This is a genomic window from uncultured Pseudoxanthomonas sp., from assembly GCF_947498795.1.
Lineage (GTDB): Bacteria > Pseudomonadota > Gammaproteobacteria > Xanthomonadales > Xanthomonadaceae > Pseudoxanthomonas_A.
Genome location: NZ_CANMLQ010000008.1, coordinates 115,583 through 141,722, shown reverse-complemented (window position 1 = coordinate 141,722; position 26,140 = coordinate 115,583). Strand labels below are relative to the sequence as shown.

The following is a 26,140-nucleotide window of genomic DNA, read 5'->3' as shown; positions in this document are numbered from 1 at the left end:
GGGGTAAGGGCGAAGTACGCGTTCATGCAGGCGCATCTGGACCAGTTCCGCGTGGTAAGCATGTGTCGTGTGCTGGGTGTGCAGCGCAGCGGGTTCTATGCGTGGCAGCGCCAGCCGCAGAGCGATCGCCATCGCGAGGATCAACGTCTTCTGGGCATGATCAAGCAGGCATGGCTGGAGAGCGGCACGGTCTACGGCTACCGCAAGGTCACCGACGACTTGCGCGACCTGGGCGAGGCTTGCGGCAAGCATCGCGTGGCACGGCTGATGAAGCAGCAAGGTCTGCAGGCGCAAGTGGGTTACGGGCGTCGTCCGCGGCCTCGTGGTGGCCGGGTCTCGACGGTCGCGCCAAACCACCTGGATCGGCAGTTCGACGTGGTCGCGCCCAACACGCACTGGGTCACCGACATCACCTACATCCGCACGCACGAGGGCTGGCTGTACCTGGCGGTGGTGCTGGATCTGTACTCACGCCAGGTCGTGGGTTGGGCGATGCAAGGCCAGATGCACGCCGATCTGGTGTTGCAGGCGCTGCTGGCAGCGGTGTGGCGTCGGAAACCGGTGCCCGGACTGATGCTGCACTCGGACCAGGGCAGTCAGTTCACTGGTGCCGAGTGGCAGGCGTTCCTGAAGGCCCACGGAATCGTCTGCAGCATGAGCCGGCGCGGCAACTGCCACGACAACGCCGTAGCCGAGAGCTTCTTCCAGCTGCTCAAGCGAGAGCGGATCAGGCGAAAGATATACCTGACCCGGGATGCGGCGCGTAGTGACGTGTTCGACTACATCGAGATGTTCTACAACCCCAAACGCCGGCACGGCTCCAATGGAGGCATCTCTCCGGTAGAGTTCGAACGGCAGGCGGGACTATCAGGCTTGTAGTTGTCTATGAAACCCGGGGCGATTCAAAGTAAGAGATCACGGCATGAAAAAAGGTTTGTGCATCATTCTATGGTTGGCCTGCGCCATGGCGGCAATTGAGCCGGCCATCGCGGCAAAACGCATACCGCTGACCGATGCGCGCTACTCGGGCGTCGTCAGTGGCGGGTCGTCTTCCTCCGTCGCCGTTGAAGCCGTCACGTTTACGCCTGACGAGCAGACCTGGTCGGATATGGCGATGGTGGGCGGTGTGTACATCCCCGTCTTCGGGAAGACCAAGACGGAGTTCTTCTTCAATCCCCCGGATCAGCAAGCCCTGGCCGAGATCCTTGCAGCGGAACTGGAGCGAGTTGGTATTTTCGCTGCGCCGAATGCCTCCGATCAGGCGGTAATGCCGATCAGACTTGTCTTCAAAAAGGGCACGTACCGGCATGCCGACAATACCTACACCTTGGACGTCACGATGGCGTGGACAGACGCGCAAGGCGCGCCTATCGAGAAGGACTACACCCTCAACTCCCATGCGCGTCTGACCCGCTGGCAGAAGCTCAACACCAGCGTGTGGCAAGGCAAGATGTATCTTGTGCAGGAAGCGCTGGACGTCATGATTCCCGACATCCAGCAGTCGTTGAGTGGCGAAGCGCCCGAGTAGGAGATGGGTGAAGCGGCCAGCGCGCCGACGAGCCAGAATTAACGCAACTCGGGAACGAGTGCGTCCGCATGGCGGGCCTCGGCCCGCCACCCCACGCCGAACGGCGGGCCCAGGCCCGCCATCGCATGCCATCCGTCACCGTCGAACGGCGGGTCGAGGCCCGTCCTATGCGCCCATGCAGCAGCGTTAGGCTCAACGCTGGCGCGTCTCCCCACTCGGGCCCTCGGCGGAGCCGAAAATCTTCCTGCAATTTTCCTCGTTGGCGGGGAATTCGCACCATTTCCGGCAATACTCGAGATTGCCCTTGTAGTCGTCCCAAGCCGCCTTGCAATAGTTGTAGTAGCGCTCTTCGTCGACGGTCGCGGCCGTCTGGGCGGTGTCCCGCGTGATGAACGTAGCGAGCGCAAGGACAGCCGCTCCGGCCAGCGCGACCAACGACAGCCATGCCTTGAATCGTGCCATCCATCCACGATCACGCTGCTTAACCAGATGATCGTAGGATTCGAATTCCTGGACGCCGGCCGCATTCGTGCGGTCGAATGCCTCGCGATCCATGGTCTTGGCGGTCCTGCTTGCGCCCACCATCAGATACACCGCGAATACCACTAGCGCGACAGCGCCGAGATAACCGAGCATTTCCCCCTCCCGCTACCCGTTGATGGAAGCCGCAGCCCCACACGCATACGTGGATTCTGCGCCTTGAACGGAAGATTCCACATCCCAATAGGTGGTGCAAGCGATCCGCCGCAGGCGAACCGCCTTTCGCCCAACAACGTAGCAACGTAGGGCAGGCTCAAGCCCGCCATCGCACGCGATCGATGACTGTCGTACGGCGGGCCGAGGCCCGCCCTACGGGGTGCTGCGCAACGCGGCCAACTGAGCTTCCAGCTCGGCGATGCGCGCGTCGCGTTCGGCGAGGGCGCGCTGCACGTCCTCCGCCTCGAAGCGCATGGGGATGTACTTCGGGCAGTTCCAGTCGAAGGCTTCGACGTGAATCGTCATGGTGCGTTCGGTGCGTGCTTCGCCTGGCGACTCTTCCACGCTCAGTCTTCCCAGCAGCTTCAATCGCTGCCCGTGCGTATAGTCCATCAGGATCAACGCCACGCGGTCGTCGTTGGCCACGTTGCCCACGCTGATGAACTGGCGGTTGCCGGGCAGGTCGGTGAAGATCAGCGTCTTCGCATCGACCACGCGCAGGAAACCCGGCGCGCCTCCCCGGTGCTGCACGTACGGCCAGCCGGTTTCCGACACCGTCGCCATGTAGAAACTGCGCTGCGCATGGATGAAGGCGGCTTCGTCTGCGCCGAGTTCAGCATTGCGCACCTCGTCGCCGGACTCGAAAGCGCGTGCGTACTGCGCGCGGCTGCCGTCGCGCGCCTGCGCGTCGCGGACCGCGGGGGTGAAGGCGATGTTCGCGAAGGCGTGTCTCATCTCGTTCTCCAAAGACGGACTGCGTTGGCGTAGCCCGGGTAAGCGCAGCGCACCCGGTGCGCTCTACACGTGACGGTTCTGATATCCGGTGCGGCCTTCGACCTTGCCCTGGCCACGCAGGCTCACGGCACCGGCAGCACCTGCGCTGGCCCACCCGTGACGCGCGCGCCTGCGGTCTTCGCCGTCTCGCCGAGGTACGCCAGGGCGAACTGCGCGAACTTGACGCTGTGCTGCGCCGATTCGCCCATCGTCGCCAGCGTGTCCTGCGGGGTGTGGATGTAGGGGAAGCTGCCGCCCGGACCCCCGGCTTCGAACATCATCGCCGCCGGATAGCCCGCGTTGGTCCACGATGCGTGGTCCGAACAGGCATAACCGCACGCGGTGCTGCTGCGGGTCAGGCCCATCGGCGCCAGGTAGGCGTCGAACAGCGTGATGAAGAAATTCTTCAGGTCCGCATTGGAGTAGTCGCTGATCAGCTTCATGTCGGTGACGGCGCCGGACTTGTAGTTGGTCATGTCCACCTGCAGCACGCTGACGACGTTGACGCCGCCGGCACGGAACGACTGTGCGATGGCATTGGAACCGCGCAGGCCGACTTCTTCCGCCGCATAGCCCATGAACTTCACCGTGCGCCGCGGCTTCCAGCCGTCCGCCAGCGCGATGCGCAAGGTCTCGGTGAGCGTGGCGATGCCGGACGCATCGTCGTCGGCGCCCGGCGCCAGTTGGTTGGGGTCGGTGTAGGTGTTGGCGTTGATCGAGTCCAGGTGCGCACCGAGCACCACCACTTCATTGGGCAGTTCAGCACCGCGGATCGTGAGGATGACCGAGGGCTGGGTGCTGCAGTTCGCGCAGGCGGTGAACAGCTCGGTGGTCACGTCGTCGCGGCCAGCGGCGATCGACTGCCAGTGGCTGCGGATCCATTCGGCCGACGTCTTGCCATGCGTGCTGGCGTAGTAGCGGTTGCGGTAGCTGGAGAGGTGGTTGATCGTGTCGTACAGGCGACGTTCCTGCACCTGCGGCAGCCAGCGGTCGACCGTGGCCTGGTTGTCGAGCGTGTAGCGGGCGAGCATCGCCTTCGTCATCGCCTGCTTCGCGCGATCCGCGCCGACGAACGCCTCGGCCTCGGCGCGCGTGGCAAAGGCGAAGTACCCGCCACAGCGGCGCTCACGCGTGTGCACGTAGTGACTGATCTCGCCCAGGCGATCAGCCCGCGTTTCGGCGACCACCAGCGTCTTGCCGGTGCTGTCGCCGCGCGCGACCGCTGCGCGGACCAGGCCACGGATGCCTTGGTGCGTCTCGCGCGAGGTCACGATGTAGACCGGGGCGTAGGGATCGGCCTGCGACAGGGCGGCCGATGCGGCCAGGCCGGTGGTGCCGGCGCGCCGCGAGGTGGCGGTATCGACATCGCGGCCATGAGGCGCAGTGCCGCGCTGGCCGGGGGCGGCCGCCTGCGTGCGTGGGGCGAAAGCCGACGCGTCCCGTTGCGTGTCAGCGCGTACCAGCATTGCGCCGATCATCAGCAGGACGAAGATCGCGTTCGTGCCCGGCAAGCGTGGTCTCATCGTGGCGTCCCCGGATGGCAGCCTGCAGGTGGCCGAAGCCAAGCTACCACTTCCATCCGGTATCCTCGCGTGCCGCGGTGGCACGCAGCCGGCTTCACATCGTGGCCGGTAGGCTGGTGTTCTTCCCCGCGAGGCCACGCCATGGAACCCACCATCCATCCTTTCTCCGAGCTCTTCGCCCAGCTCGGCCTGCCCAACGACACCGCCAGCATCCAGCGGTTCATCGCCACGCATTCGCCGCTGCCCAACGGTATGCGCCTGGAGGAGGCGCCGTTCTGGTCGCCGGCGCAGTCGCAACTGCTGCGCGAGGAGCGGCTGGACGATGCCGACTGGGCGATGGTGGTGGATCGCCTGAACGTGGCGCTGCACGACGACGGCACGTCGCCCGCCGCATGATGCCGGCGGGCAGAACGGCGGTGACCGCTCAGTCCGGCTGACCGGCCCGCTTGCGCGCGTCGGCGGGCAGGGCATGCAGTACCGGTTCGCCGACTATCTCGCGCACGTGCGCCTGGCATGTCGCGCTGCTCAGGAAGCGCGCGTACGGCATGGCGTTTCCGCCGTAGGACGCGCGCGTCCCGGTGTCACGGGAGAAACGCAGGCGTGTGGCAGCTCGTTCGACTACGTGGTGTTCCTCGCCGCGCGTCGCCCGGTACATGGGCGCCGGTTGCGCCGCGCCGGGCGAGGGTCCGTCCGGCTCGCCGTCATCCCGCGCTCCACCCGTTCGCCCTGGCCAGCGCGATGGCGGCGTTCTCGGCGGCCTCGCGGGTGGCATGTCGGCTGCGCGTGACCACGTCGGCGCGGGCGCGCCCCTCGGCGATGCGGAACATGGCGCGGCCCTGCCAGTAGGACGCGCCCAGCGCGTCGGTGCGTTGCAGGGTCTGTACGGTCAGCTGGCGCCCGTCCTCGGTGATGGTCTTCACGCTCATGACGGGACTTTACCCCCGCCGGGTCGCTGGCCGCACGTCTTGCACCTGGTCTGCCAGAGCGCCAACGCGCAGCGGCATGACGGTAAAGTGCGAGCTGACGGTGGTGACACAGGACGAGTGATATCGCCGTTACCGTTCGGTGTGCCCGCCGTACCGTCCGTCGCTCCGCGTGCAGGGAAGGGGTGGGGCAGCGCCCCATCGATGTGACACCATGGCCTGAAACGCGTATTACGTCACAGATCGGAGTAGGCATGGGGTGCGGCTCAGGGGGAGGGAACGAGGGACGCGTCCCGTTGGCAGCGACGGTGGCAGGCAGCACGGCGTCATCGCGGCTGGACGCGGACAGGGCACGCGGTCGGGGCTGTGCGGGCCGCCGGGTCGCCGCACTGCTGGTACTGGCGATGGCGGTCGTGCCGATGGCGCAGGCGCAGGTGTTCCGTGCGTTCGAGCAGCGCTACACCACCACGCTCAATGGTGACCTGGTGTTCCTGGCCAACAGCAGCATGACGTGCAACAGCACGAGCGGCAGCTGCACCGGCGCCACCAACGATGCGCAGACGATGGTGGCGACCAAGCTGGCGGCCGATGCGGCCGACAGCACCATCTCCAATTCCAGCAGCGCGAACCTGGCGGCCACCGACCTGCCGGCCGGCGCGCAGGTGGTCCGCGCCATGCTGTACTGGGGTGGTCTGGTCGCCAGCAATGCGGGCAGCCAGCCCACTCCCTCGCCGGCCGCGACCCCGATCCGCTTCGGCCGCCCTGGGCTGGGCTACCAGACCCTCGTCCCGGCCAGCTGCGACGTATCGCCGCGCTCCACCATCTGGGGTACCGCACAGTCGCACCATGTGTACGGATGCCGCGCGGATGTCACCGCGGCCGTGCAGGCCAGCGGTACCGGCACCTACCGCGTGGCCAACCTGCCGTTGCAGGCCGGCCTGGTGAACCGCTTCGGCGGGTGGACGCTGGTGCTGGTGGTGCAGAACCCGTCGCGCCCGCTGCGCAACTTCACCATCAACGATGGCCTGGCGGCCATCGCGACCACCGGCTCGAATCCGGTCAACCAGGTGTCGCTGACCGTGTCGGGGTTCCGCACGCCGTTGAGCGGCACCGTGTCCGCGCAGCTGGGCTGGATGGCGATGGACGGCGACCGCGGTGCGGCGGATGGCTTCACCTTCCAGGGGCAGGGATCGTCCACCGTCAACGTGTCCGACGCCTGCAACCCGGCGGGCGACGTGTTCAATTCCAGCATCTGCCGGCTGGGCACCACGGTGACGCAGCGCAGTGTCGCCAACAACAACCTGGCCAACACGCTGGGTTTCGACGCCGACATCGTGCAACTGGCGAACACCGGCAACACGGCGTTGGCCAACGGCGCCACCTCGGCCACGCTGACGGCGCGCACCAGCAGCGAGGGCTATGCGATCTCGCTGCTGACCACGGCGATCGACGTGTTCCAGCCGGCGGTCGATGCGGCCACGGCGAAAAGCCAGGCGAACCTGACCAACCCCGGATTGCCGGCCGGGCAGGCGCGCGCGGGCGACCGCATCCGCTACACGATCACCCTGCAGAACACCGGGCAGGACAACGCCGTGGACGTGTCGATCCGCGATGCCATCCCGGCGAACACCGAGTACGAGGCCGGCAGCCTGCAGGTGACGGCGGGCGCCGACGCCGGTGCGCGCACGGACAGCAGCGGCGACGATGCGGCGGAAGTGGCGTCGGGCACGGGCGTGTTCCGCGTCGGCACGGGCGCCAGCGCGAGCCAGGGCGGCGTGCTGCGCTGCCTCACCTGCGTAGGCACCCAGCCGACCTCGACCACGGTGACGTTCGTCGTGCGCGTGCGCGCCGATGCGCCCGACGGTACCGTGGTGCGCAACGCGGCGCAGGTGCGCTACACCGGCGCGTCCAGCGGTGAGGTCTTCAACGACACCACCAACACCACCGAACTGCGCGTGCAGGCGCCGCCGCGGCTGACGCTGGTGAAGACGATCGCAGGGCGCGCGGTGGCGACCGACCAGTTCACCGTCGCGATCGACAACGGCGGGCCCAGCGCGACCACCAGCGGTACGGCCGCGACGGTATCGACGACGACGTTCGTGGCGACGGCGGGCACTACCTACACGCTGTCGGAAAGCGCCGCCGGTTCGCCCGTCGCCGATCTGGCGCTGTACGACACCCGCTACAGCTGCGTGAACAGCATCGCCGGCACCACCGATGTTCCGCCGGGTCAGGGACGCAGCTTCCAGGTGACGCCGGTAGCGGGCGACGAACTGACCTGCACCTTCGTCAACACGCCGCGCGCCGTCGACGTTGCGGTCACCAAGACCAGCGCGGTCACCGAGGTGGTGCAGGGCAGCGTCATCGACTACACGGTGACCGTGGCGCACCTGAGCGGCAGCATCGCGGCCGATGGCGCCGTGGTGCACGACACGCCGGGTGCGGGACTGAGCGCCTGCCTGGTCACCGGATGCACGCCGAGTGGCGGTGGAACCTGCCCGGCGACGCCGGGGGACTTGCTGGGCGCGGCAGGCGCGGCGATTCCGTTGTTGCCGCCGGGCGGACGGGTGGCGTTCGCGGTGCGCTGCACGGCGGACTGAGCACGCGCACGACGGCGTCCGCGCCGACGCGTCGTCGGGCGGTCCCTGCCTGCGCGTTCGCGGCACCTGGCGTCCGCCTATCCGTGCATGTGTCCCGCGGGTGGCGCGGGTCGCGGGTTGGTGCTACACAGGCAGCGGGGCCCGCGACGCGGTCGCGGTGCCGCCGCCCGTCGCGTGTCGACGGTCCCCGTGTCGCGGGGGCTGGCGCGGCGGCCACCACGAGGGAACGGCATGACGATCAGTGGACGCGGCTGGGTGCTGGCGGGATGGGCGTGCATGGCGCCGGTGACGGCGCTGGCGCAGCAGGCGCACGATGCGGATGCCTGGACGTTCCGGTTGACGCCGTACGTGTGTGGTCCTGACCCTGCAATGCCGCGTCACTGCGAGTGGCGTGCCGTAACGGAGCGAACACACGGGCGCGGGTAGGGTGCCGACTCTCTCCCCATCGAGCCGTATCCATGACCCAGTCCACCCGCGAGGACGTCATCCTGCAACTCGACCGCGTCGACACGGCGCTGGAAGCCCCGGAAGCCGACAAGGCGTCCATCCTGCGCGATGCACTGGACTGGCTTGCGTCGCATCCGCCCGCCAAGGCGGCGGATGCGCTGTATTACCGCGAACGCCTGCAGGTGATCCGCGAGCGCCACGGCGTGGCATGACGCGTCGTGGCGTCGTCGGCACGGTACGCGTGGCATGATGCCGCGGGATCCATCGGACTTCGTGGAGAATGCATGCACGCGCGATTGACCGGCAGCCTGGTCACGATCCTGTCCCTCGCCGGGTTGGCGCCATTGCCGGCGATTGCCGAATCCCCCTCGCAGGTCCGTATCGTCCACGAAGCCGGCCGCTATCGCCTGCTCGTCGACGGACAGCCCTACGTGGTGAAGGGCGCCGGCATGGCGGACGGCGGCCAGGAAACGCTGGCCGCGCGCGGCGGCAACTCCTTCCGCACCTGGAGCACCGGGACCGACGAGGCGAACGTGCGCGCCATGCTCGACCGCGCGCAGCGCAACGGGTTGAAGGTGGCGATGGGGATCGAGGTCGGCAACGAACGCCATGGCTTCGATTACGACGATGTCGCCGCCGTCGCGAAGCAGCGCGAACGCATCCGCCGCGAAGTGCGCCTGTACAAGGATCATCCCGCCCTGCTGATGTGGGTGGCCGGCAACGAGCTGAACCTGCATTACAGGAATCCGAACGTATGGAACGCGATCGGCGACATCGCCGACGCGATCCATGCCGAAGACCCTCACCATCCCGTCATGACCACGCTGGCCGGCTTCGACAGGGCACTGATCGACCTGCTCAAGGCGCGCGCGCCGTCGCTCGACCTGATCGGCATCCAGTTGTACGGTGACATCGGCGCGCTGCCGCAGAAGCTCGTGGACAGTGGGTGGACCGGTCCTTACGTCGTCACCGAGTGGGGTCCGACCGGTCACTGGGAGAGTCCGCTGACGGCGTGGAAGGCGCCCATCGAAGACGATGCTTCACGCAAGGCGGCACTGTTGCGGCAACGCTACGAGGAAGTGATCGCCGCCGACATGAAACAGGGGCTGGGCTCCTACGTGTTCCTGTGGGGCGACAAGCAGGAGCGCACGCCGACGTGGTACGGGTTGTTCCTGCCGACCGGCGAAAGCACCCCGTCCGTGGATGCGATGGAGTTCGTGTGGACGGGTCGTTGGCCGGCCAACCGTGCGCCTTCGATCCAGCCCCTGACGCTGGCCGGGCGAACCGCTCTGGAGAGCGTGGTGCTGAAGACGGGTCAAGCCACGGTCGCGCGCGTCGATGCGCACGATCCGGACGGCGACGCGCTGCGCTTCCGGTGGACGATGCTGCCGGAGAGCACGGCCACCAGCATCGGCGGTGACCGCGAAGACGTGCCGCCGTCGCTGGACGTGGCGATGGAGAACGACGGCGAGGGCGGCGTGCGCTTCGTTGCGCCGGCGACCCCCGGTGCGTATCGCCTGTTCGTGGAGGCGCACGACGGCAAGGGTCATGCCGCCTACGCCAACGTGCCGTTCCGAGTCGATCCGTACTGATCGCGGCCGCGAGCCGTCGGTCGGATCAGGCCTGGTACTGCTTTTCCTCGATGAAGCGCGAACCGGCCTGCCGGTTGATCGCATTCTTCACCCCGATGCGCTCGCCGTTGTGCCTGGCCACCGAACGCGCGAGTTCGACGAATCCGGCATCGAAGGACTTCGCGGCCTCTTTGGCGCGCAGCGCATCCTGCACGTCCCACATGCGCTCGTTGATCCGGCGCAATTCGTCCTTCAGCGACTCGAGCTCCGGTTGTGTCGCGACCAGTCCCTGCCACAGCGCCAGCAGGCCGTCGCGCTCGACCTCGACATGGGTGCGCTTGGCCGCATCGTCGATGCGCTCGGCCTTGATCTCGAGGATGGAGAGCTTGTCGGCCAGCTCGCCGACGGCGACGGGGATCAGGATTGTGTTCATGGCGGCATTCTACGCCCCGCCGATCGCCTCCCGCGGCCCTGCGGTATTCAATCCTCACGGAAATCACCTTTGGTCCTCAGGTTCTCGAGTGCGCGCTTGGCCGTCACCACGAACCGGTGCTCGGGTGGATAGTCCTTCGAGGCGATGGCGAGTGCTTCCTCGAGGATCTGGCGCGCGCGTGGGCGCTCGCCCCGGTCGCTCGCAATCGTCGCGCGGATCATCAGGACGGCGTTCAAACGGGAATGGGCTTTCGGCTTGGGCAGTTGCGGCCGATTGCGCCGGTCCACCCAGTCCAGGATGCGCTCGGCTTCGTCGAACCTCCTGTTTGCGACCAGCAGGTCGGCCAACACGATCTGCACGAAGTCGTGGTGGCTGTGCTGCGGCGGATAGTGCTGCGCCAGGAACCGGGCATCCTCCCGGATGAGCTGTTCCGCCGGTCCGTCGTCCTCGCTCGAAGGCGAATCGATCAGCCGGCGCGCGAGGAGCGTCCGTGTCATTGCCGGAGGCGGCAGACGCACCCGCGCGGAGACGGCCAGCACGTCCTCCAGCAGGGCCTTCGACTCGCGCAGGTAGAACGCACGGTCCTGCCTGCCGCGGGGCGTCAGGGTCAGGAAGTTCGCGAGCTGCACGCGTGCATCCAGCACGACATCGTTGCCGGGCGGGTAGTGGCGCTCCAGAATGGCCAATGCGCGTCGCGATCGCGCGAGCAGTTCCTGCCACTTCGACTGGTTGGCCTCGAGGCGCAACAGGCCCGCGTGTGCAAGCAGTGCTTCACCGTAGGCCGGATGGTTCTCGCCGTAGGCAGCGAGGATCAGCGCTTCGCCTTGTTCGATCGCCCGGCGGCACCCGGGCAGATCGCCCGCCAGGCAACGTGCATTGCCGAGCGTCGTCAGCGCGCTGCCGGTCTTGGGATGGGTCGGGCCCAGGAACTGCATCGTGTGCTGCCATTGCGCCACGGCGAAAGGCAGGGCCTCGTCGAAGCGTTCCTGCGCCAGAAGGCTGGTGGCCAGCGCACGCTCGGCATCCGCGGCCTGCAGGGGATAGGCCCCCAACGCCATGCCGACCGCCTTCCGCAGGTCCGCATCGGCGGTCGTGAAGTCCTGCAGCCGCATCCCCCACTGGCCACGCAGGAGCAGCAGGGCGATCACGTCGCCGGGATCGCTGTCCAGTTGCGCCATGGCGTAGCCCAGGCTGCGGTCGAGCGTGCGAACGGCTTCTTCGCGCCGTGCGAGGTTCCATTGCGCTTCGGCCACGTGGGCGAGCAGTTGCACGCGCACGCGCGGTGCGCTGCCGTCGTCGACCTCGTCCAGCGCCGCCAGCGCGGCCTGCGCCGTCGCCAGCGCTCGTTCCGGCTCGCCGGCGACGGTCTGCATCGCGGCCAGCGTCGCTTGCACGTCCAGTCGCGTGCCCATGTCGGTATCCGGGAGCCGCGCTGCTTCGTCCGTCAACGCCTGCGCCTGACGGTAGTCGCCGATCACGGCGTGGTTGCGCGCGAGCATGAGCAGGCCGCGCGCCAGGACATCGGGGTGCTCCTGCAACGGCAGTGCGCGCACCTGCGCTTCGGCCCGTGCGAGCAGGTCCCTGGACGAGAACCCCTGCTGTCCCAGCCCCGACAGCGTCGCATTGCCAAGCGTCTGTTCGAAGAGGGTCGACAGCGCGGTGTAGGCCTCGGCCTCCTTTGTGGCCTTCTGCGATTGCAGATGTGCCGCCGTCGCGGCGGCCCCCAGCGAGACGACCAGCAATGCCGCCAGCGCGCAGGCGTTGCGGTGGCGCCGCATGAAGGTGAGCGCCCTGTAACCTGGCAGTCCCTCGCGGGCAGCGACCGGTTGGCGACGCAGCCAGTGACGCAGGTCGTCACGCAGCTCATTGGCGGAGGGGTAGCGTTTGGCGGGGTCGGCCGCGCAGCAGCGGGCGAGGATGGCATCCAGGTCGCCGCGCAACTGGCGCGACAGCGCGCGGCCGTCGGGCGCGCCCCGGGACCGCGCCGCCTCCGACGTCGCGTCTCGCGCAAGGCGCGACGCCGGCTCGGCGTGGACATGCGCCGTTGCGCTTTTCGATCGCAGAGAGGTCGGCGCCTGCGGCAGGCGTCCGCACAGCAGCTGGTACATCACCGCACCGAGCGAATAGACATCCGCCGCCCGTGTCGGCCGCTCCGGCGCCAGCGATTCCGGCGCAGCGTAGCCTTGGGAGACCGCGATGCGGCGCAATGGCCGATCACCCGCCAGCGTGGCGGCCAGGCCGAAGTCGACGATCTGGACCTGTCCCTCCACGGTCACCAGCAGGTTGGACGGCTTGATGTCCTGGTGCACCACGCCACGCTGGTGGGCGAAGGCCAGCGCCTCGCAGGCCTGCGACATGAGCTCGACACGCTCACGGACGGTGCTGCGATGGTGCTCGCACCACCGGTCGATGGTCTCGCCTTCCACGTAGCGCAGGGCGAACCACGGCACACCGTGGTCATCGATGCCGCCGTCCAGCAGATGGGCGATGCCGGGATGGTCGAGCTGGGCGAGCGTGTTGCGCTCGTTAAGGAACGCATCGACGAGGCGGGGCGAGGTCAGTTCTGGACGGATGCACTTGATGGCGACGCGCTGGCGGTACTGGCCGTCGTCGCGCTGCGCTTCGTAGACCGTGCCCATGCCGCCGCTGGCGAGGACAGCCGTGATGCGCCAAGGGCCGATGCGGCTGCCGACCCGCAGGTCGAGTGCGGAGGCGGCGGCCGACGGGATCTCCTCCAGCAGGCGGTCGGGAGGTGCGTGGTCGACCCACTGTGTACGCGCATCCGCGGCCAACATCGCTTCCAGCACGGCGTGCACGGCGGGCTCGTCCGCGCGCAGGCCTTCCATCGCGCGTTCGCGCGACGGCTGATCGAGGGTCACGAAGTCCTCGAACAGCGACAGTGCCCGGAGTTTGGCGGCGTGGGTCGTCATGGCAGGGTAGTCGGGGCGATCAAGCGGGAGACGCCGCGTGCGCCGGGGTCGGAAACCGCTGGGGCCGCGGTTGCGGAGTCCGTTTCCGCGCGCGGTCGCCTGACACGTTCTTGTACCGCATGGCGTACACATTTGTGAACGCATTGGGCTCGACTCACAGTCGAGCGTAACGAGGATTCGCAGACACCCGACGCAGCGTTCCATGCCCGGCTGCACGGCGGCGTGTTGCCATGCAGCATAATGAGACATGACCACGTCTTCTCCTCTGCCGTCCAGGGCGCCGAGCGATCTTCCGCTGCCGCCACGACAGGCCGGACTCATCCTGTTCGCGCTGACGCTCGGTGGTTTCGCCATCGGCACCAGCGAATTCGCCAGCATGGGCCTGATGCCGAACATGGTGGCGTCGCTGGGCGTGACCGAGCCGCAGGTGGGGCACCTCATCAGTGCCTACGCACTGGGCGTCGTCGTCGGCGCGCCGCTGCTCGCCATCCTCGGTGCCGGCTGGAAGCGCAAGACCCTGTTGCTGGCCCTGATGGGGTTCTACGCACTGGGCAACCTCGCCAGCGCACTCGGACCGACCTATGAAAGCCTGCTGGTGTTCCGCTTCGTCGCGGGCCTGCCGCACGGCGCGTACTTCGGTGTCGCCGCCCTGACGGCCGTGGCGATCAGTCCGCCGAACAGGCGCGGCCGTGCGATCAGCCTGGTGATGCTGGGCCTGACGCTGGCCATCTTGATCGGCAATCCGCTCGCCACGTGGCTGGGGCAGGTGATCGACTGGCGATGGGTGTTCGCCGTGGTCGCGCTGGTCGCGCTGGGCACGATGCTGCTGCTCGCCATCTGGCTGCCGGCCGGCATCGACGGCGCCAAGCCCAGGCCCCTCGATGAACTGCGCGCGTTCAACCGCCTGCCGGTGTGGCAGGCGCTCGCCATCGGGGCGATCGGCTTCGCCGGCATGTTCTCGGTCTTCAGCTACCTGGCGCCGACGATGCTGGACGTGACGCAGGTGTCGCCGGCGTGGATACCGCTGGGGCTGGCGGGTTTCGGCGTGGGCGGGGTGGTGGGCAACTTCGTCGGGGGCTGGCTGTCCGACCGGTTCCGCCTTCGCGGTGCGTGGATGGTGCTGGCATGGGCGACGGTCGCATTGCTGCTGTTCCCGCTGCTCGCGAACACCTTGCCGACGATCCTGCTGGCGACCGTGATGATCGGGCTGATGGGGGCGCTCGGTCCGCTGCTCCAGTCGCATCTGATGGACGTGGCGGGCGACGCGCAGACGCTCGCGGCCGCCTCGCACCATGCCGCCTTCAACACCGCCAACGCGCTGGGTCCGTGGCTGGGTGGCATGGCGATCACGGCGGGATACGGCTGGACGTCGACAGGATATGTGGGTGCGGCCATGGCCGTCGCCGGCCTGCTGCTCTACCTGTGGGCGCAGCGGACGTTGCGGGGCAGGGCCACGACGCCTGCCGTCGCATGCGAAACCGCGGGCTGACGCAGGCGTTATTCGGGCGCGGAGGGCGACGGCGGCGAGCCCGAGCGCCAGCGCCGCGTCGTCCGCTGGAAGAACTGGCTGTTGGGAATCTGCAGCACGGTGTCGCCACGCAACGCGTCTTCTTCCAGCAGCGTGGTGTAGAGCAGGTTGATGTCGATCACGCGGCCCCGCAGGCCGGGCTTGTCGCCGTTCTCCAGCACTTCGATGTGGTCGTGCACGCGGAACGGCCGCGTGGTCAGGATCAGCACGCTGCAGAAGATGTTGGACAGCACGCTCCACGCAGCGAAGAACGCGACCGCCGCCACCGCGGTGAACCCGGTCAGCGCGGTCCACAGCACGCCGCCGGAAACACCCAGCCGGCCCAATGCCACCATGAAGGCGGACGCGTAGACCAGCACGCCCAGCAGCCGGCGTGCGCTGACGGCGACCTGCGCGGGCAGGCGGTAGTGATCGCAGATGCGCCGGACCACGATGCGCAGCACGCGCAGCAGCAGCCAGGCGCCCAGCAGGATCGCCAGTGCCTGCGCTACGGGAATGGCGAAGCCGGCCCACTCCTGGAGCAGGGAAGGTATGCGCAGCGACGTCATCGGACGTGGCATCCGGAAACAGGGAGCACCGGCGATGCCGCCGACATGCCGAGGATCAGGTTCATGCCGGAAGGGTGGCGCGGCGGCGCGCGATGGTCAACCGCACGCCGACGTCACGGATCGAAAGGATGTGCCTTGCCGCAGGCGACGACATGGTTGTGGTCGCTGGACATGCACTGGTAGAAATCGCGCCGCGGACCGTGGGCGGCCTCGCAGTCCTGCACGGTCAGCACGTCCAGCAGTGACCGGAGCGAAGGTGTCACGGCATCGTAGGCGGCCTGCGTCATGTAGCCCCCAAGCAGGTTCCTTTCGCCGACCTCGAGCATGGTCTCCACGCCGTAGCGGGCATTGTCGACCGCCTTGTCGCACGCCAGCGCCACGTCCGTGTCGCCGACCCGCGCCAGCTGCGCGGCGATCGCGTCGACATCGGCCTGAACGTCCACAGGCAGGGTGCGCGGCGTCGGCGTGCCCTGCCCGTATGCGCTTGCCGGCAACAGCAGCAGGCACGCGATGGCGGCGAACGCGTGGCGTCGTCGGCGTCGAGGCGCCATGCAGCGAGGGGTCATGGATTTGACATGGGTTTGAAGGAAAGCCGCGATTCTAGGGTGCTTGGCGCTTGTGGTGCGCTGCCCGGGCTTGCCAGAATGCCGCGGGGACGGATCGGGCGCGGGCGGACATCGCCGCGTGATGTCCGGGATGCCCGCTACTTCCACTATGTGAGGACCACATGACCTACAAGCTACTTGCCGCCATCGCGCTCGTCCTGTCGAGCGTGGCGCCCGCCGCCATCGCGGGTGAATGCGAGGACAACTTCAGCAAGTCCGGCAGCATCTTCTCAGGCAACGACTTCTCCAGCCGTGTCACCGTGCCTGACCTGTCGCTCAAGGATGCGATGGGGCAGATGCGCGGCATCATGATCGCCGAGAAGATGGACGTGATCACCGAGGATGCCGAGACCGGCACGATGCTCGTCGAGCAGCGCTCCACCGGTACCACGCGGGCAATCCCGACGCTGATCAACATCAGTGCCGAGGGAACGGGCGCCGTCGTGCAGATGACGGTGAAGACCGAGAAGGGCCAGATCGCGAAGGCGGACGCGATGCGTCCCTACATGTGCCAGCTGCTGGGCAAGGTGAAGGGCGGCAAGGAAGGCCGCACCGCCGCGGCGCAGGGGGCGAAGACGCAGAACAACGCCGACGTGACGGTCAAGGACGTCTACGTCTTCTCGCGCGAGATCGCGCGCGAGGCCAAGGGCAACGCCTTGGCCGTGACGGCGCGCCACAAGGGCCGGAACTATGCGCTGCGTGGGCGCGTGGACTACATCCAGGAAGACGGCGAGGACTACAACGTCTCGTTCGACATTCCCCAGCCCGGTTCCGGCCTGCTGCAGGTACCGGGCGACAACGAGCCGCGGGTGGGCGTGGCCTGCCTGTTCAAGCCGAACCAGCTGGCGAACGTGCTGACGTTCCGCAAGGGCGACAAGGTGACGTTCAAGGGGCAGTTCCTGCGCTACGACGACGTCAAGCGCGTGTTGTGGCTGCAGAACTGCGTACAGACACGTTGAGGAAACCGTACAAGGACCGAAGGTTCTTGCACGGCAGGAATGAAAAGGGCGCCGCGAGGCGCCCTTTTCGTGTCCGTCCGCGGGAAGCGATCGGTCGCGCGTCAGCTGTCCTGGCGGCGGAAGACACCGACATTGGTGTAACTGCGGCCGTCGCTCAGGTGGCCGCGCATGCGGATCACCAGCGTGTCCGCGTCGACCAGTTCGCGTTCCGACCACTGGACCTCCTTGCCCTCGTGCCAGGTGGTCGAATGTAGCTGCGTGGGTGACACCGACTCGAAGCTGAGCGCGTCGGCATGGGGCGTGCCCCGGTACGGATAGGGCGTGCCGTCGGCGCGACCATCGAACGCGGCGCGATGGCGCTTGCCGTTGCGGCCCAGCCACTCCGACGCGATCGACAGGGCGCCGTCCTCTGCGCAGGCGAGGTGATAGTGCGCGCTGCGGGGCGCGCGACCGAGCTGGTAATCGCACTGATCGGGCAGCAAATCCCAACTGCCTTCGAAGGCGGCGGCGGCATGGATCGTCATCTGCACTCCTTGTGCGCGGGGACCGGTCGGAAGGAGTGGTCATGCTAGCGAGACCCCCCGGTATGGCGGCTGCCAACACGGTCCCAATTCCGCATGCGGCGCTCACGCCGGGACGGGAAATGACAGTGGTTGAAGCGAGAAATGCGATGGCGGCCACATCGTGCAGGCACCGCACGTCGGCGTATGCCGCAAGGCCCGCGCCGGACAGAAGCCGGTCACCTATTGTGAGATGAAAAATCCGCCACGCCGGCGATCAGCGGTGCGCGCGGTCCGGCGCGGTAAACGGAACCTGCAGGTCGCGAAGCGCTTCCTGCACATCGGCTTGGCGGAGCCAGGGCGGCGCATCCAGGTCGTGGGCCAGGGCATCCGCGACCAGCAACTGCACCAGCGCATCGTGGAGCGCGGCATCAGAGTGCTTCAGCAGCGCCAGCGCACGCGCCTGTTCGTCATCCGCCATGTCCGAATAAAGGTCGAACAGGCACATCGCGCGCGCGCGGGAACGTTTCATCTGCGCAGGCCACGTTTGCGGATGACCGCGACGGCGGGCTGCCTGGCGCGCGACGCGGTCCGGTGCGGGGCTTCTTCGAGGCGAGGTCGGGGGTCCACACCAGGAGCTTTCGACACGCGGGAAGGATTCCGGACGTGCGTCCCACGGCAGGCCGATCGCCCGCTGGCTCACAGAGGCTCGGGGAGCTCGCCGTCGCCCAGGTGACTGAACAGGAAAGCGCGGGCCTTGCGCCAGTCGCGCCGCACGGTGCGCTCGGTCACCTTGAGCACGTCGGCGATCTCCAGCTCGCTGAGACCGCCGAAATAACGCATCTCCACCACCTGGGCGAGCCGTGCGTCGAGCTTGGCAAGATCGTTCAGCGCCTGATCGAGGATCAGCAGCTGTTCCAGTCGCGGGCTCTGGCCCGGCTCCGTGCTCTCGTCCAGCGGCAGCAGGTCCATGCCCTCGCCGCGCTTTTCGGCCAATGCGCGGCGTACCTCGTCCAGCAGGACGAAGCGCATCGCGCGCGCGACCAGGGCGACCAGATGGGCGCGGTTCTCCACACTGAAATCGGCACTCGCCAGCTTCAGCCACGTCTCGCTGATCAGCGAGGTCGGCGACCGCACGTGGCCGCGGCGCTGCTGCCGGATCTGCGATCGCGCGATCTGGTGCAGGTCCCGGTACAGCAGGGCATAGATGCGGTTCCAGGCCTCGGGCTGTCCATTCTCGACCTCCCCCAGCAACTGGGTGACGGAGTCGGGGTCCGGCGGCGGAATCGTCGCGATGTCCAGTGCCCCAGGCATGCCGGTCCCCGCAGGCGGTGATCCGTCGATGTCTGGTTGTTGTGCCATGTCCGGACTGTGTCCTTCATCACGATCTCGTCCCTTGCATATATGAACCGCCGCGGGGCGAACGTGCAAGCCGTAATGCCGGCTTCGCAGCTGTTTGCCCATCAGAACCGGAGTTGCGCGGAGGCAGGGCCTGGACGGCAGGGATACATCGATAGAACGGGATCCACAAGGGGATGTCATGCGGAGTGTGAAGAGGGTCGGGCAAGCGGTAATCGGAATGTACGAACCGACGGCGACAGGCATCGCCGCGGTGGCGATGGGGGATCGCGCATGACGCACGACGGAACCACGACCACGCCTCCTGTCGCAGGCGACACCACGCGCGACGAACCGGCCGTAGTCGTGCCACAGGCCCCCAATCTTTCGGTCCCGCAGGGCGTGGGACCGCGTGCGATCAGCCAGTGGCCCATCATGCAGCGCCTGACCGCCGAAGAGTGGAAGCTGGTGATGCAGGCACTGCCGGGCCGCGTAGGCGCACGCGCCCGCCATGGCGGCAATGCGCGCCGTTTCATCGAGGCCGTGCTGTGGGTCGCCCAGACGGGCGCGTACTGGTCGGACCTGCCGCGCGACTACGGTTCCTGGCATGGCATCTATGTGCGTTTCATCCGGTGGTCGCAGGACGGCAACTGGAATGAGGTGCTCGCGCGCTTCGATCCGAAAGACCAGCGCGCCATCGACCTGCACGCGCTGGTTGAGCGCTACCTCCACCGAAACAACACCAAGCATCTCAGCCGCGCGATGCGGGCGTCCTGAAGGCATGCCACGCGGCCCATGCCGCGATGGAGACCAAGGAAGAATGAATCAGCGAAACACGCGGTGCCGGCCGAGGTCAGTGAAGCAAGCGCCCTTGGCCCGTCACACGCGCCCCGCTAACCGCCGACGATCCCCTGTCGGCGGCTAGGCGACCCGCTTCGATCCCCAAGAAGCGGCTCGTGGCCGTCCATGCCCGACACATGGCCGGCATCGCGCTACGGCGCCGGAGGGGGAGGTGCAATGCCTCCCCCTCTTTCTTTGGCGCCACACACAGGCACTGCTCCCTTGCTCGCATGTCCTGCCGCCGCGGAACGGCGTACGGCGAGCCTCACGGCGCCGCCGCATCGGGGTGAAGGGAAAGAAGATGACGGCAAGGTAGAGCGGTTTCAGTACACCGCCGACGCATGCAGCGGTGCGGCGTGGCGCCACCCCGCGCGTGCGTTGAGAAATCCGAGCTCCACCAGCACGGCCGTCCCCGCCACCACGCCGCCCTGCTGCTCGACCAGTTGCACGGCCGCCTTCAGCGTGCCGCCGGTGGCGAGCACGTCGTCGACCACCAGGACGCGCGCACCCGCCGGCATCGCATCGGCGTGAATCTCCAGGCGATCGCGTCCGTATTCCAGCCCGTAGTCGAGCGACAGGGTGTGGGCGGGCAACTTGCCCGGCTTGCGCACCGGCACGAAGCCCACCCCGAGTTCGCGCGCCAGTGCGGCGCCGAGGATGAAGCCGCGCGCTTCCACTCCGACGACCGCAGCGAGCGATGCCGCGCGCCATGGCGCGGCCATCGCATCGACGGCATCGGCGAAGGCGCCGGCGTCGGCCAGCACCGGCGTGATGTCCTTGAACAGGATGCCCGGCTTGGGGAAATCGGGGACATCGCGGATCAGGTCGGTCCAGGCGGGCATGGGGGCAGGGTGTGGGAAGGGCAGGCGATGCTAGCGCATGCGCGGTGACCGCACCGGAACGCGACACCCCGGGTGCCACGTCATGGGATGCAGTCTCCCGCGTCGACCGGCTAATCGGGGTGCAGGCGCGCGCGTATCCTCGCGTTTTCACTGCCCGGAACCCCTGATGAGCGCCGTCCTGTCGATGTACGAAGCCTCCGTCCCCGTCTTCCTGCGTGCCCTGAGCAACCTGCGTCACTCGCTGGCGAAGGGCGAAGCGCACGCCCTTGCCCGGGGATACGAACCGGCGGTGCTGCTGCAGTCGCGGCTGTATCCCGACATGTTGCCGCTGGTGCGACAGGTACAGATCGCGGCCGACACCGCCAAGTTCGCGCCGGCGCGGCTGGCCGGCGTGGAGTCGCCGCGCTTCGAGGACGTGGAGTCGACCTTCGCCGAGCTGTATGCGCGACTGGACGCGGTGAGCGACTATCTGCGCACGTTCGACGAAGCCGCCCTGGAGGGCAGCGAAGCACGCACCGTCACGCTGTCCACGCGCACGCGCGGCGACATGACCTTCGACGGGCGCAGCTACCTGTTCGGGTTCGCCCTGCCGAACCTGTTCTTCCATGTGGCGACATCGCACGCCATCCTGCGCCACAACGGCGTGCCTCTCGGCAAGCGCGACTACCTGGGCGGATGAGGCCTACGCCAGCGACTGCGCCGGCAATGGCCACGCGGGCGGCGGCGCGGTGACGGCGATCAGGTCAGCGCGCCACTTGCGCATCGCGGTGTCCGCCATCGCGTAGCCCCAGTTGACCAGGCGCTCGTCCACGCCGCTGTCGAACGGTGCCAGGCGCGTGGCGATGCGCCGCAACGGCTGCGACTTGGCGTGCTTCACCGGCATAGCGTCCGTTAGTCCGTAGTCTTCCACGTCGCTCGCGATGCCCCAGTACGTGCCGCGTGCATGGCCGGGTGTTCCGGGTGCCTGGTTGAAGCGCGAAATCAGCCAGCGCTTCCGCAGCCCCCGCGACTGGTCCGTGGCGATTTCCATCGCCGCATTGACCAGCGAGAACCAGTCGGTCTTCACCTCGGTGTCCTCGAGATAGGGCGCGCCGGCATCGCTGACCAGCACGTAGTCGTACCCCTTCATCCAGACCGGCTCCAGGCCGAGGTTGTCGTACGCGCCGCCGTCGGTCAGGTGCAGGGTGGGCGGAGCGCCGAAGCCGCTGGCCCGACGATGCGACGACAGGCGCCACAACGCCGGATCCAGCACGAGGTCCATCGGTGAAAGGAAGGGCGGGAACGCACTGGATGCCGCCACGGCTTCGCACAGCGTGGCGACATAGGGATGCTCGCCGACGCGATAGTCGCGGATGCCGTCGCGTTCCAGGTAGACCTGCCGTCCGGTCGACAGGTTGGTGGCGCAGAAGGTGAAGCGCGGCGCGGGAGGTAGCTGGTCGAGCCGCGGATCGTCGCGGAAAAGATGCTTGCGGTAGGCACCGATCAGCGTTTTGTTGACGCTCTTGAACGGGTTGAGCATGCCGCCGATGATCGTGCCCGTATCGATCTTCTCCTTGCAGAAAGCCAGGATGCGCGCTTCGATGCGCCGTGCGCGATCCCGCGCATCGCCGCCGGGATGCGTGCGCAGATCGTCGGCCCATACGCCGGCGGCAATGGCCCCACCGGATACCGCGGAGACATGGATGATGCGGTCCAGCACGCCCAGTTCCGCCAGGCGACGCAGCGCGCCCGCGTGGAACAGGGTGGCGCGGTAGCCGCCTCCGGAAAGGCTCAATGCGATCGATGCGGACATGGTGGGGCGCTCGGCAGGGACGGGAGACAAGGATCGCGCGGCGAGGTCTCGCACCTTGCGATCCTTCATGGCAACGCGGCCACGCGCAAGAGACGGACAGGCTGCACCGCCAGTACATGCATGTATGTCGTGAGCGGTTGGCCGTTGCGTGCGTGGCCGCGCGTTGGCAGGAGTGCAGTGGCGGGCATCGGTTGGTGTGACCCGTTCGATGGTGGCGTCCGTCATGCAGGGAGTGCGCAGTGAGCATCCTGACCGAACAGATCCAGAAGGCACTCGAGCGCGACGCGGGCGTCGATGTCAGGAAGATCGCGTCCAGCAGTCGCGATGCGCCGCCCGATGAGATCGCCACCGCCCGCCAGAAGGCCGAACGGTTGCGGTTCCTGCGCGACAGCCTGGGCGATGCGGGCGAGGCCAGGCGCGTCTACGAACGCATCATCCACGGCAACGAGATCCAGCCGGTCAACTATCTCGCCAAGGGTGTCCGGGTCGCCGAGGCGGTCGCCCGCATCGCCATCCGTGATGGCGCCGGCCGGCTGCGCGGCTGGGGCACCGGCTTCCTGGTGGCGCCCGGCGTGCTGATCACCAATCACCACGTCGTGCCGGATTCCACCACGGCAGCGACCTCGCAGGCGCACTTCCGCTACGAAACCGACCTGTACGACCAGCCGATGGCGCCGCAGGTCTTCGCGCTGGAGCCGCAGCGCCTGTTCTTCGCCGATGAAGCCCTGGATTTCGCCGTGGTGGCGGTGGCGCCGCGGTCCGACAACGCCGACAGCACGCTGGATGCCTTCGGGTTCCTGCCGTTGATCGGCGTCACCGGCAAGGTGGCCGATGGCGAATGGCTGACGGTGGTGCAGCATCCGAACGGCGAGCGCAAGCAACTCTGCGTGCGCGAGAACAAGCTGCTCAAGCGCACCGACGACGTGCTCTGGTATTCGACCGACACGCTGGGCGGATCGTCCGGATCGCCGGTGTTCAACAACGACTGGCACGTGGTGGCGCTGCACCACTCCGGCATCCCGGAGACGCGCGACGGCCAGATGCTGACCCACGACGGACAGCCGTTCGACCCTGCGCGCCATGCCGAGTCGGACATCAAGTGGATCGCAAACGAAGGCATCCGCGTGTCGCGCATCGTCGACACCTTGCGCGGCGCACTGCCCGCGCATCCACTGCTGCAGCCCATGCTGCGCGCCGATCCCGATTACACCCGGCTGCAGCTCGATGCCGCCGCGCCCAGACCCTTTTCTTCCGCCGAACCGCCGGAGTCCGCCATGAGCACGCCGTCATCCCGCTACGTCACCGTGACCCTGGCAGTGGATCCACGCGGCTCGGTCAGCATCGCCCGGCAGGGTACCGGTGCCGACGAATCCACCTTCGCGCTGCGCGAGGCCAGCCGTGCGCCGGGGACGCCGGTCTCGGAAAGGGAACTCCCCTTCGATGATGCCTATGCCGATCGCAAGGGATACCGCGCCGATTTCCTCGGTCGCGAGGAACGCCTCGTTCCGCTCCCGCGCCTGTCGCCCGCGTTGCAGGCGGCCGCCGCCAGGCTGATCGTGCAGAAGGGTGCCGGCAAGGACGACTGCGTCCTGAAGTACCACAACTTCAGCGTGGTGATGCATGCCGAACGCCGCTTCGCCATCTACACCGCGGCCAACCTCGACGCCGCCCATCGCTACCACATGACCCGGCCGGCCGATGTGTGGCGGTTCGATCCGCGCATCGCCGAGAAAGCGCAGGTCGGCAACTTCTACTACCGCAACAACCGCTTCGACCGCGGTCACCTGACCCGTCGCGAAGACCTGGAGTACGGCGCCACCCGCAAGGCCGCGCTGCTGTCGGCGGCCGACACCTGCCACTGGACCAACTGCACGCCGCAGCACGAGCGTTTCAACAAGAATCCTGCACTCTGGCACGGCCTGGAGCGCTACATCCTGGAACAGACCGCTGGCGAGGATGACGAACTGCGCGTGCAGGTCTTCACCGGTCCGCTGCTGGAGGAAGACGACCCGGTCCACGACGCTTTCCCGACCATCCAGTATCCGGTGCGTTTCTGGAAGGTGGTGGTCGCCAAGCGCAGCGATGGCCAGCTCTCCGCCACGGCTTACCTGCTGGACCAGAGCGACGTCATCGCCGAGCACGGCATCGAGGCCGCGCCGCAGGCGCCGTACGGTGCTTACGGCACCTTCCAGGTAAAGATCTCGGAGATCGAGCGCCTGACCGACCTGCAGTTCGGGTACGGCAAGGCGGGCCTGCTGCGCAACCTGGATCCGCTGGAATCGCCACGCCGTCGCGGATCGCGCAGCCGGGTGCGCATGCAGGAGTCGGCCGTCGCGGGCGGACAGCCCGCCGGCTACCACGCGCTGGACGGACTGCCGTCCATCATCCTGGACGCGTGACCGCGCAGCCGGGGCGCGCGGATCCGCGCGCAGTCACGCCATGCAGTCCCGCGCACGCGCCAGCAGCAGCGCCTGCTCGCGTGCGTTGCGCGTCAGCGTGGCGGCGCGCTCGAACTCCCTGCGCGCTTCGTCGCGACGATCCAGCTTGAACAGCAGGTCGCCCCGCACGCTGGGCAGCAGGTGGTACTGCTTCATCGCCGGCTCGTCCAGCAGACGGTCAACCAGCGGCAATGCGCTCGCGGGCCCGGTCGCCATCGATACCGCCACCGCGCGGTTGAGCTCGACCACGGGCGATGGACTGACCTGGGCCAATACGGCATACAGGGTCGCGATGCGGACCCAGTCCGTCGCGTCGGCCGTGCGTGCCCGCGCGTGGCAGGCGGCGATGGCGGCCTGCAGCGCATACGGGCCGAATGCACCGCCCAACCGCTCCGCACGCGCCAGCGCGTCCAGGGCGCGCTGGATCAGCAGGTAGTCCCACCGGCTGCGGTCCTGGTCCAGCAGCAGCACCGGCGCGCCGTCCTTGCCGGTGCGCGCATGCAGGCGCGACGCCTGGATTTCCATCAGCGCGACCAGGCCGTGCACCTCGGGCTCGCGCGGGGACAGCGCGGCCAGCATGCGGCCCAGCCGCAGGGCTTCCTCGCACAGCGTAGGCCGTGTCCAGCCATCGCCGCTGGTGGCCGAATACCCCTCGTTGAAGACCAGATAGACCACGCCCAGCACGGACGACAGCCGTTCCTCCAGTTCCTCGCCGCGGGGCACCTCGAAGGCGACATCGGCATCGGCCAGCGTGCGTTTCGCGCGGACGATGCGTTGCGCGACGGTGGGCTCGGACGTCAGGAAGGCCCGCGCGATCTCGTCGGTCGTCAACCCGCACAGCAGGCGCAGTGTCAGCGCCACGCGCGCGTCCATCGACAGCAGCGGATGGCACGACACGAACACCAGCCGCAGCAGGTCGTCGTCGATGTCGTGATCCAGCGCATCCTCTTCGCGCGCGCGCCGGTCCTCGTGCGCGTCGTCCAGTTCCCGCGCCAGTTCCTCGTGCTTGCGATCCAGCAACTGCACCCGGCGCAGGCGGTCGATCGCGCGGCGCTTCGCGGTGGTCATCAGCCACGCCCCCGGGTTGTCGGGCACGCCGTCACGGGGCCAGGTCTCCAGCGCGGCGACCAGCGCGTCCTGCGCCAGTTCCTCGGCGAGGTCCAGGTCGCGCAGCATGCGTGCGAGACCGGCGATGACGCGCGCGGATTCGATGCGCCAGACGGCATCGATGGCGCGATGGGTGGGGGAATCGGACATGCCGTGCATCAGACCACGGCGCCGCAGCGGGTGAAAGCCGCGGCGCAGCGAAGGAGGGCGTCACGGTG

At 68.0% G+C, this 26,140-nt stretch carries 26 protein-coding genes; 11 read left to right on the top strand and 15 right to left on the bottom strand.

The features are described from left to right. Together Q0907_RS16590 and Q0907_RS16585 are read left to right on the top strand one after the other, a co-directional pair. Positions 1-879, top strand: an 879-nt coding sequence (locus Q0907_RS16590) for an IS3 family transposase (RefSeq protein WP_299346884.1), incomplete at its 5' end; no start/stop codon positions are given. A 43-nt stretch (positions 880-922) separates the two neighbouring features. Then, a complete protein-coding gene (locus Q0907_RS16585; RefSeq protein ID WP_299346883.1) occupies positions 923-1,528 on the top strand; it encodes a hypothetical protein in 606 nt (201 codons plus the stop codon). 192 nt (positions 1,529-1,720) lie between these two features. On the opposite strand, the gene Q0907_RS16580 is transcribed toward Q0907_RS16585, so the two are convergent. From Q0907_RS16580 to Q0907_RS16570, 3 genes are all read right to left on the bottom strand, one after another. Beyond that, the gene (locus tag Q0907_RS16580; protein WP_299346881.1) at positions 1,721-2,164 is read right to left on the bottom strand and encodes a hypothetical protein; all 444 of its coding nucleotides are present in this window, start codon (positions 2,162-2,164) and stop codon (positions 1,721-1,723) included. 213 nt (positions 2,165-2,377) lie between these two features. Beyond that, positions 2,378-2,959 (bottom strand): pyridoxamine 5'-phosphate oxidase family protein, encoded by a 582-nt coding sequence (locus Q0907_RS16575; RefSeq protein ID WP_299346880.1) that lies wholly within the window; start codon positions 2,957-2,959, stop codon positions 2,378-2,380. Between the two features lie 122 nt (positions 2,960-3,081). After that, a complete protein-coding gene (locus Q0907_RS16570; protein WP_299346878.1) occupies positions 3,082-4,509 on the bottom strand; it encodes a M20/M25/M40 family metallo-hydrolase in 1,428 nt (475 codons plus the stop codon). 153 nt (positions 4,510-4,662) lie between these two features. On the opposite strand from Q0907_RS16570, the gene Q0907_RS16565 reads away from it, so the two are divergent. After that, a complete protein-coding gene (locus Q0907_RS16565) occupies positions 4,663-4,917 on the top strand; it encodes a DUF2789 domain-containing protein (RefSeq protein ID WP_299346876.1) in 255 nt (84 codons plus the stop codon). A 28-nt stretch (positions 4,918-4,945) separates the two neighbouring features. Here Q0907_RS16565 and Q0907_RS16560 read toward each other — a convergent pair whose 3' ends face one another. Both Q0907_RS16560 and Q0907_RS16555 read right to left on the bottom strand, forming a co-directional pair. Continuing rightward, on the bottom strand, positions 4,946-5,068 hold the full coding sequence (locus Q0907_RS16560) for a hypothetical protein (protein WP_299346874.1): 123 nt from the start codon (positions 5,066-5,068) through the stop codon (positions 4,946-4,948). A 154-nt stretch (positions 5,069-5,222) separates the two neighbouring features. Next, the gene (locus Q0907_RS16555; protein ID WP_296282830.1) at positions 5,223-5,447 is read right to left on the bottom strand and encodes a hypothetical protein; all 225 of its coding nucleotides are present in this window, start codon (positions 5,445-5,447) and stop codon (positions 5,223-5,225) included. Between the two features lie 305 nt (positions 5,448-5,752). Between Q0907_RS16555 and Q0907_RS16550 the strand changes: the two genes are divergently transcribed. The 3 genes from Q0907_RS16550 to Q0907_RS16540 all read left to right on the top strand — a co-directional run bounded on the left by Q0907_RS16550 (position 5,753) and on the right by Q0907_RS16540 (position 10,083). Next, the gene (locus Q0907_RS16550; protein WP_299346872.1) at positions 5,753-8,044 is read left to right on the top strand and encodes a DUF11 domain-containing protein; all 2,292 of its coding nucleotides are present in this window, start codon (positions 5,753-5,755) and stop codon (positions 8,042-8,044) included. A 458-nt stretch (positions 8,045-8,502) separates the two neighbouring features. Further along, positions 8,503-8,703 (top strand): hypothetical protein, encoded by a 201-nt coding sequence (locus tag Q0907_RS16545; protein WP_299346870.1) that lies wholly within the window; start codon positions 8,503-8,505, stop codon positions 8,701-8,703. Between the two features lie 72 nt (positions 8,704-8,775). Beyond that, positions 8,776-10,083 (top strand): hypothetical protein, encoded by a 1,308-nt coding sequence (locus Q0907_RS16540; RefSeq protein WP_343229824.1) that lies wholly within the window; start codon positions 8,776-8,778, stop codon positions 10,081-10,083. Positions 10,084-10,108: 25 nt separating this feature from the next. On the opposite strand, the gene Q0907_RS16535 is transcribed toward Q0907_RS16540, so the two are convergent. Both Q0907_RS16535 and Q0907_RS16530 read right to left on the bottom strand, forming a co-directional pair. After that, on the bottom strand, positions 10,109-10,495 hold the full coding sequence (locus tag Q0907_RS16535; protein WP_299346868.1) for a DUF6165 family protein: 387 nt from the start codon (positions 10,493-10,495) through the stop codon (positions 10,109-10,111). 47 nt (positions 10,496-10,542) lie between these two features. Beyond that, on the bottom strand, positions 10,543-13,425 hold the full coding sequence (locus Q0907_RS16530) for a serine/threonine-protein kinase (RefSeq protein WP_299346866.1): 2,883 nt from the start codon (positions 13,423-13,425) through the stop codon (positions 10,543-10,545). Positions 13,426-13,672: 247 nt separating this feature from the next. Here Q0907_RS16530 and Q0907_RS16525 point away from each other — a divergent pair, with 247 nt between their 5' ends. Next, the gene (locus Q0907_RS16525; RefSeq protein WP_299346865.1) at positions 13,673-14,914 is read left to right on the top strand and encodes an MFS transporter; all 1,242 of its coding nucleotides are present in this window, start codon (positions 13,673-13,675) and stop codon (positions 14,912-14,914) included. Between the two features lie 8 nt (positions 14,915-14,922). Here the strand turns inward: Q0907_RS16525 and Q0907_RS16520 are convergent, their stop codons facing one another. Both Q0907_RS16520 and Q0907_RS16515 read right to left on the bottom strand, forming a co-directional pair. After that, on the bottom strand, positions 14,923-15,501 hold the full coding sequence (locus tag Q0907_RS16520) for a mechanosensitive ion channel family protein (RefSeq protein WP_299346863.1): 579 nt from the start codon (positions 15,499-15,501) through the stop codon (positions 14,923-14,925). Between the two features lie 113 nt (positions 15,502-15,614). After that, positions 15,615-16,052, bottom strand: coding sequence for a hypothetical protein (locus Q0907_RS16515; protein WP_299346861.1), 438 nt, complete (start codon positions 16,050-16,052; stop codon positions 15,615-15,617). Between the two features lie 176 nt (positions 16,053-16,228). On the opposite strand from Q0907_RS16515, the gene Q0907_RS16510 reads away from it, so the two are divergent. After that, complete coding sequence (locus Q0907_RS16510; protein WP_296282848.1) at positions 16,229-17,065, top strand: hypothetical protein; 837 nt, start codon at positions 16,229-16,231, stop codon at positions 17,063-17,065. A gap of 101 nt (positions 17,066-17,166) precedes the next feature. Here the strand turns inward: Q0907_RS16510 and Q0907_RS16505 are convergent, their stop codons facing one another. From Q0907_RS16505 to Q0907_RS16495, 3 genes are all read right to left on the bottom strand, one after another. Continuing rightward, the gene (locus tag Q0907_RS16505; protein ID WP_299346859.1) at positions 17,167-17,589 is read right to left on the bottom strand and encodes a hypothetical protein; all 423 of its coding nucleotides are present in this window, start codon (positions 17,587-17,589) and stop codon (positions 17,167-17,169) included. A 253-nt stretch (positions 17,590-17,842) separates the two neighbouring features. Further along, entirely contained in the window at positions 17,843-18,097 is a 255-nt protein-coding gene (locus Q0907_RS16500; RefSeq protein WP_299346857.1) for a hypothetical protein, read from the bottom strand. Positions 18,098-18,264: 167 nt separating this feature from the next. Further along, complete coding sequence (locus Q0907_RS16495; protein WP_296282851.1) at positions 18,265-18,927, bottom strand: ECF-type sigma factor; 663 nt, start codon at positions 18,925-18,927, stop codon at positions 18,265-18,267. Positions 18,928-19,197: 270 nt separating this feature from the next. Here Q0907_RS16495 and Q0907_RS16490 point away from each other — a divergent pair, with 270 nt between their 5' ends. Further along, a complete protein-coding gene (locus Q0907_RS16490; protein ID WP_299346855.1) occupies positions 19,198-19,680 on the top strand; it encodes a transposase in 483 nt (160 codons plus the stop codon). Positions 19,681-20,066: 386 nt separating this feature from the next. Here Q0907_RS16490 and Q0907_RS16485 read toward each other — a convergent pair whose 3' ends face one another. Then, entirely contained in the window at positions 20,067-20,585 is a 519-nt protein-coding gene (locus tag Q0907_RS16485; RefSeq protein WP_299346853.1) for an adenine phosphoribosyltransferase, read from the bottom strand. Between the two features lie 166 nt (positions 20,586-20,751). On the opposite strand from Q0907_RS16485, the gene Q0907_RS16480 reads away from it, so the two are divergent. Beyond that, positions 20,752-21,264, top strand: a complete 513-nt coding sequence (locus tag Q0907_RS16480) for a DUF1993 domain-containing protein (RefSeq protein WP_299346851.1) — start codon at positions 20,752-20,754, stop codon at positions 21,262-21,264. A gap of 3 nt (positions 21,265-21,267) precedes the next feature. Here Q0907_RS16480 and Q0907_RS16475 read toward each other — a convergent pair whose 3' ends face one another. Next, a complete protein-coding gene (locus Q0907_RS16475) occupies positions 21,268-22,377 on the bottom strand; it encodes a patatin-like phospholipase family protein (RefSeq protein WP_299346849.1) in 1,110 nt (369 codons plus the stop codon). 239 nt (positions 22,378-22,616) lie between these two features. Between Q0907_RS16475 and Q0907_RS16470 the strand changes: the two genes are divergently transcribed. Continuing rightward, entirely contained in the window at positions 22,617-24,776 is a 2,160-nt protein-coding gene (locus Q0907_RS16470; RefSeq protein ID WP_299346847.1) for a DNA/RNA non-specific endonuclease, read from the top strand. Positions 24,777-24,809: 33 nt separating this feature from the next. Here Q0907_RS16470 and Q0907_RS16465 read toward each other — a convergent pair whose 3' ends face one another. After that, positions 24,810-26,072 carry an RNA polymerase sigma factor gene (locus tag Q0907_RS16465; protein ID WP_299346846.1) on the bottom strand — a complete coding sequence of 421 codons (1,263 nt, stop codon included), beginning with the start codon at positions 26,070-26,072 and terminating at the stop codon, positions 24,810-24,812. Positions 26,073-26,140 lie beyond the last annotated feature (68 nt).

Coding starts and splice junctions, on each gene's coding strand:
- Q0907_RS16500 (WP_299346857.1), bottom strand. CDS start 18,097: ATGAAACGTTCCCGCGCGCGCGCGATGTGCCTGTTCGACCTTTATTCG.
- Q0907_RS16580 (WP_299346881.1), bottom strand. CDS start 2,164: ATGCTCGGTTATCTCGGCGCTGTCGCGCTAGTGGTATTCGCGGTGTAT.
- Q0907_RS16475 (WP_299346849.1), bottom strand. CDS start 22,377: ATGTCCGCATCGATCGCATTGAGCCTTTCCGGAGGCGGCTACCGCGCC.
- Q0907_RS16585 (WP_299346883.1), top strand. CDS start 923: ATGAAAAAAGGTTTGTGCATCATTCTATGGTTGGCCTGCGCCATGGCG.
- Q0907_RS16485 (WP_299346853.1), bottom strand. CDS start 20,585: ATGCCCGCCTGGACCGACCTGATCCGCGATGTCCCCGATTTCCCCAAG.
- Q0907_RS16555 (WP_296282830.1), bottom strand. CDS start 5,447: ATGAGCGTGAAGACCATCACCGAGGACGGGCGCCAGCTGACCGTACAG.
- Q0907_RS16495 (WP_296282851.1), bottom strand. CDS start 18,927: ATGGCACAACAACCAGACATCGACGGATCACCGCCTGCGGGGACCGGC.
- Q0907_RS16505 (WP_299346859.1), bottom strand. CDS start 17,589: ATGACGATCCATGCCGCCGCCGCCTTCGAAGGCAGTTGGGATTTGCTG.
- Q0907_RS16490 (WP_299346855.1), top strand. CDS start 19,198: ATGACGCACGACGGAACCACGACCACGCCTCCTGTCGCAGGCGACACC.
- Q0907_RS16525 (WP_299346865.1), top strand. CDS start 13,673: ATGACCACGTCTTCTCCTCTGCCGTCCAGGGCGCCGAGCGATCTTCCG.
- Q0907_RS16545 (WP_299346870.1), top strand. CDS start 8,503: ATGACCCAGTCCACCCGCGAGGACGTCATCCTGCAACTCGACCGCGTC.
- Q0907_RS16540 (WP_343229824.1), top strand. CDS start 8,776: ATGCACGCGCGATTGACCGGCAGCCTGGTCACGATCCTGTCCCTCGCC.
- Q0907_RS16560 (WP_299346874.1), bottom strand. CDS start 5,068: ATGCCGTACGCGCGCTTCCTGAGCAGCGCGACATGCCAGGCGCACGTG.
- Q0907_RS16535 (WP_299346868.1), bottom strand. CDS start 10,495: ATGAACACAATCCTGATCCCCGTCGCCGTCGGCGAGCTGGCCGACAAG.
- Q0907_RS16510 (WP_296282848.1), top strand. CDS start 16,229: ATGACCTACAAGCTACTTGCCGCCATCGCGCTCGTCCTGTCGAGCGTG.
- Q0907_RS16465 (WP_299346846.1), bottom strand. CDS start 26,072: ATGTCCGATTCCCCCACCCATCGCGCCATCGATGCCGTCTGGCGCATC.
- Q0907_RS16520 (WP_299346863.1), bottom strand. CDS start 15,501: ATGACGTCGCTGCGCATACCTTCCCTGCTCCAGGAGTGGGCCGGCTTC.
- Q0907_RS16480 (WP_299346851.1), top strand. CDS start 20,752: ATGAGCGCCGTCCTGTCGATGTACGAAGCCTCCGTCCCCGTCTTCCTG.
- Q0907_RS16530 (WP_299346866.1), bottom strand. CDS start 13,425: ATGACGACCCACGCCGCCAAACTCCGGGCACTGTCGCTGTTCGAGGAC.
- Q0907_RS16565 (WP_299346876.1), top strand. CDS start 4,663: ATGGAACCCACCATCCATCCTTTCTCCGAGCTCTTCGCCCAGCTCGGC.
- Q0907_RS16515 (WP_299346861.1), bottom strand. CDS start 16,052: ATGGCGCCTCGACGCCGACGACGCCACGCGTTCGCCGCCATCGCGTGC.
- Q0907_RS16575 (WP_299346880.1), bottom strand. CDS start 2,959: ATGAGACACGCCTTCGCGAACATCGCCTTCACCCCCGCGGTCCGCGAC.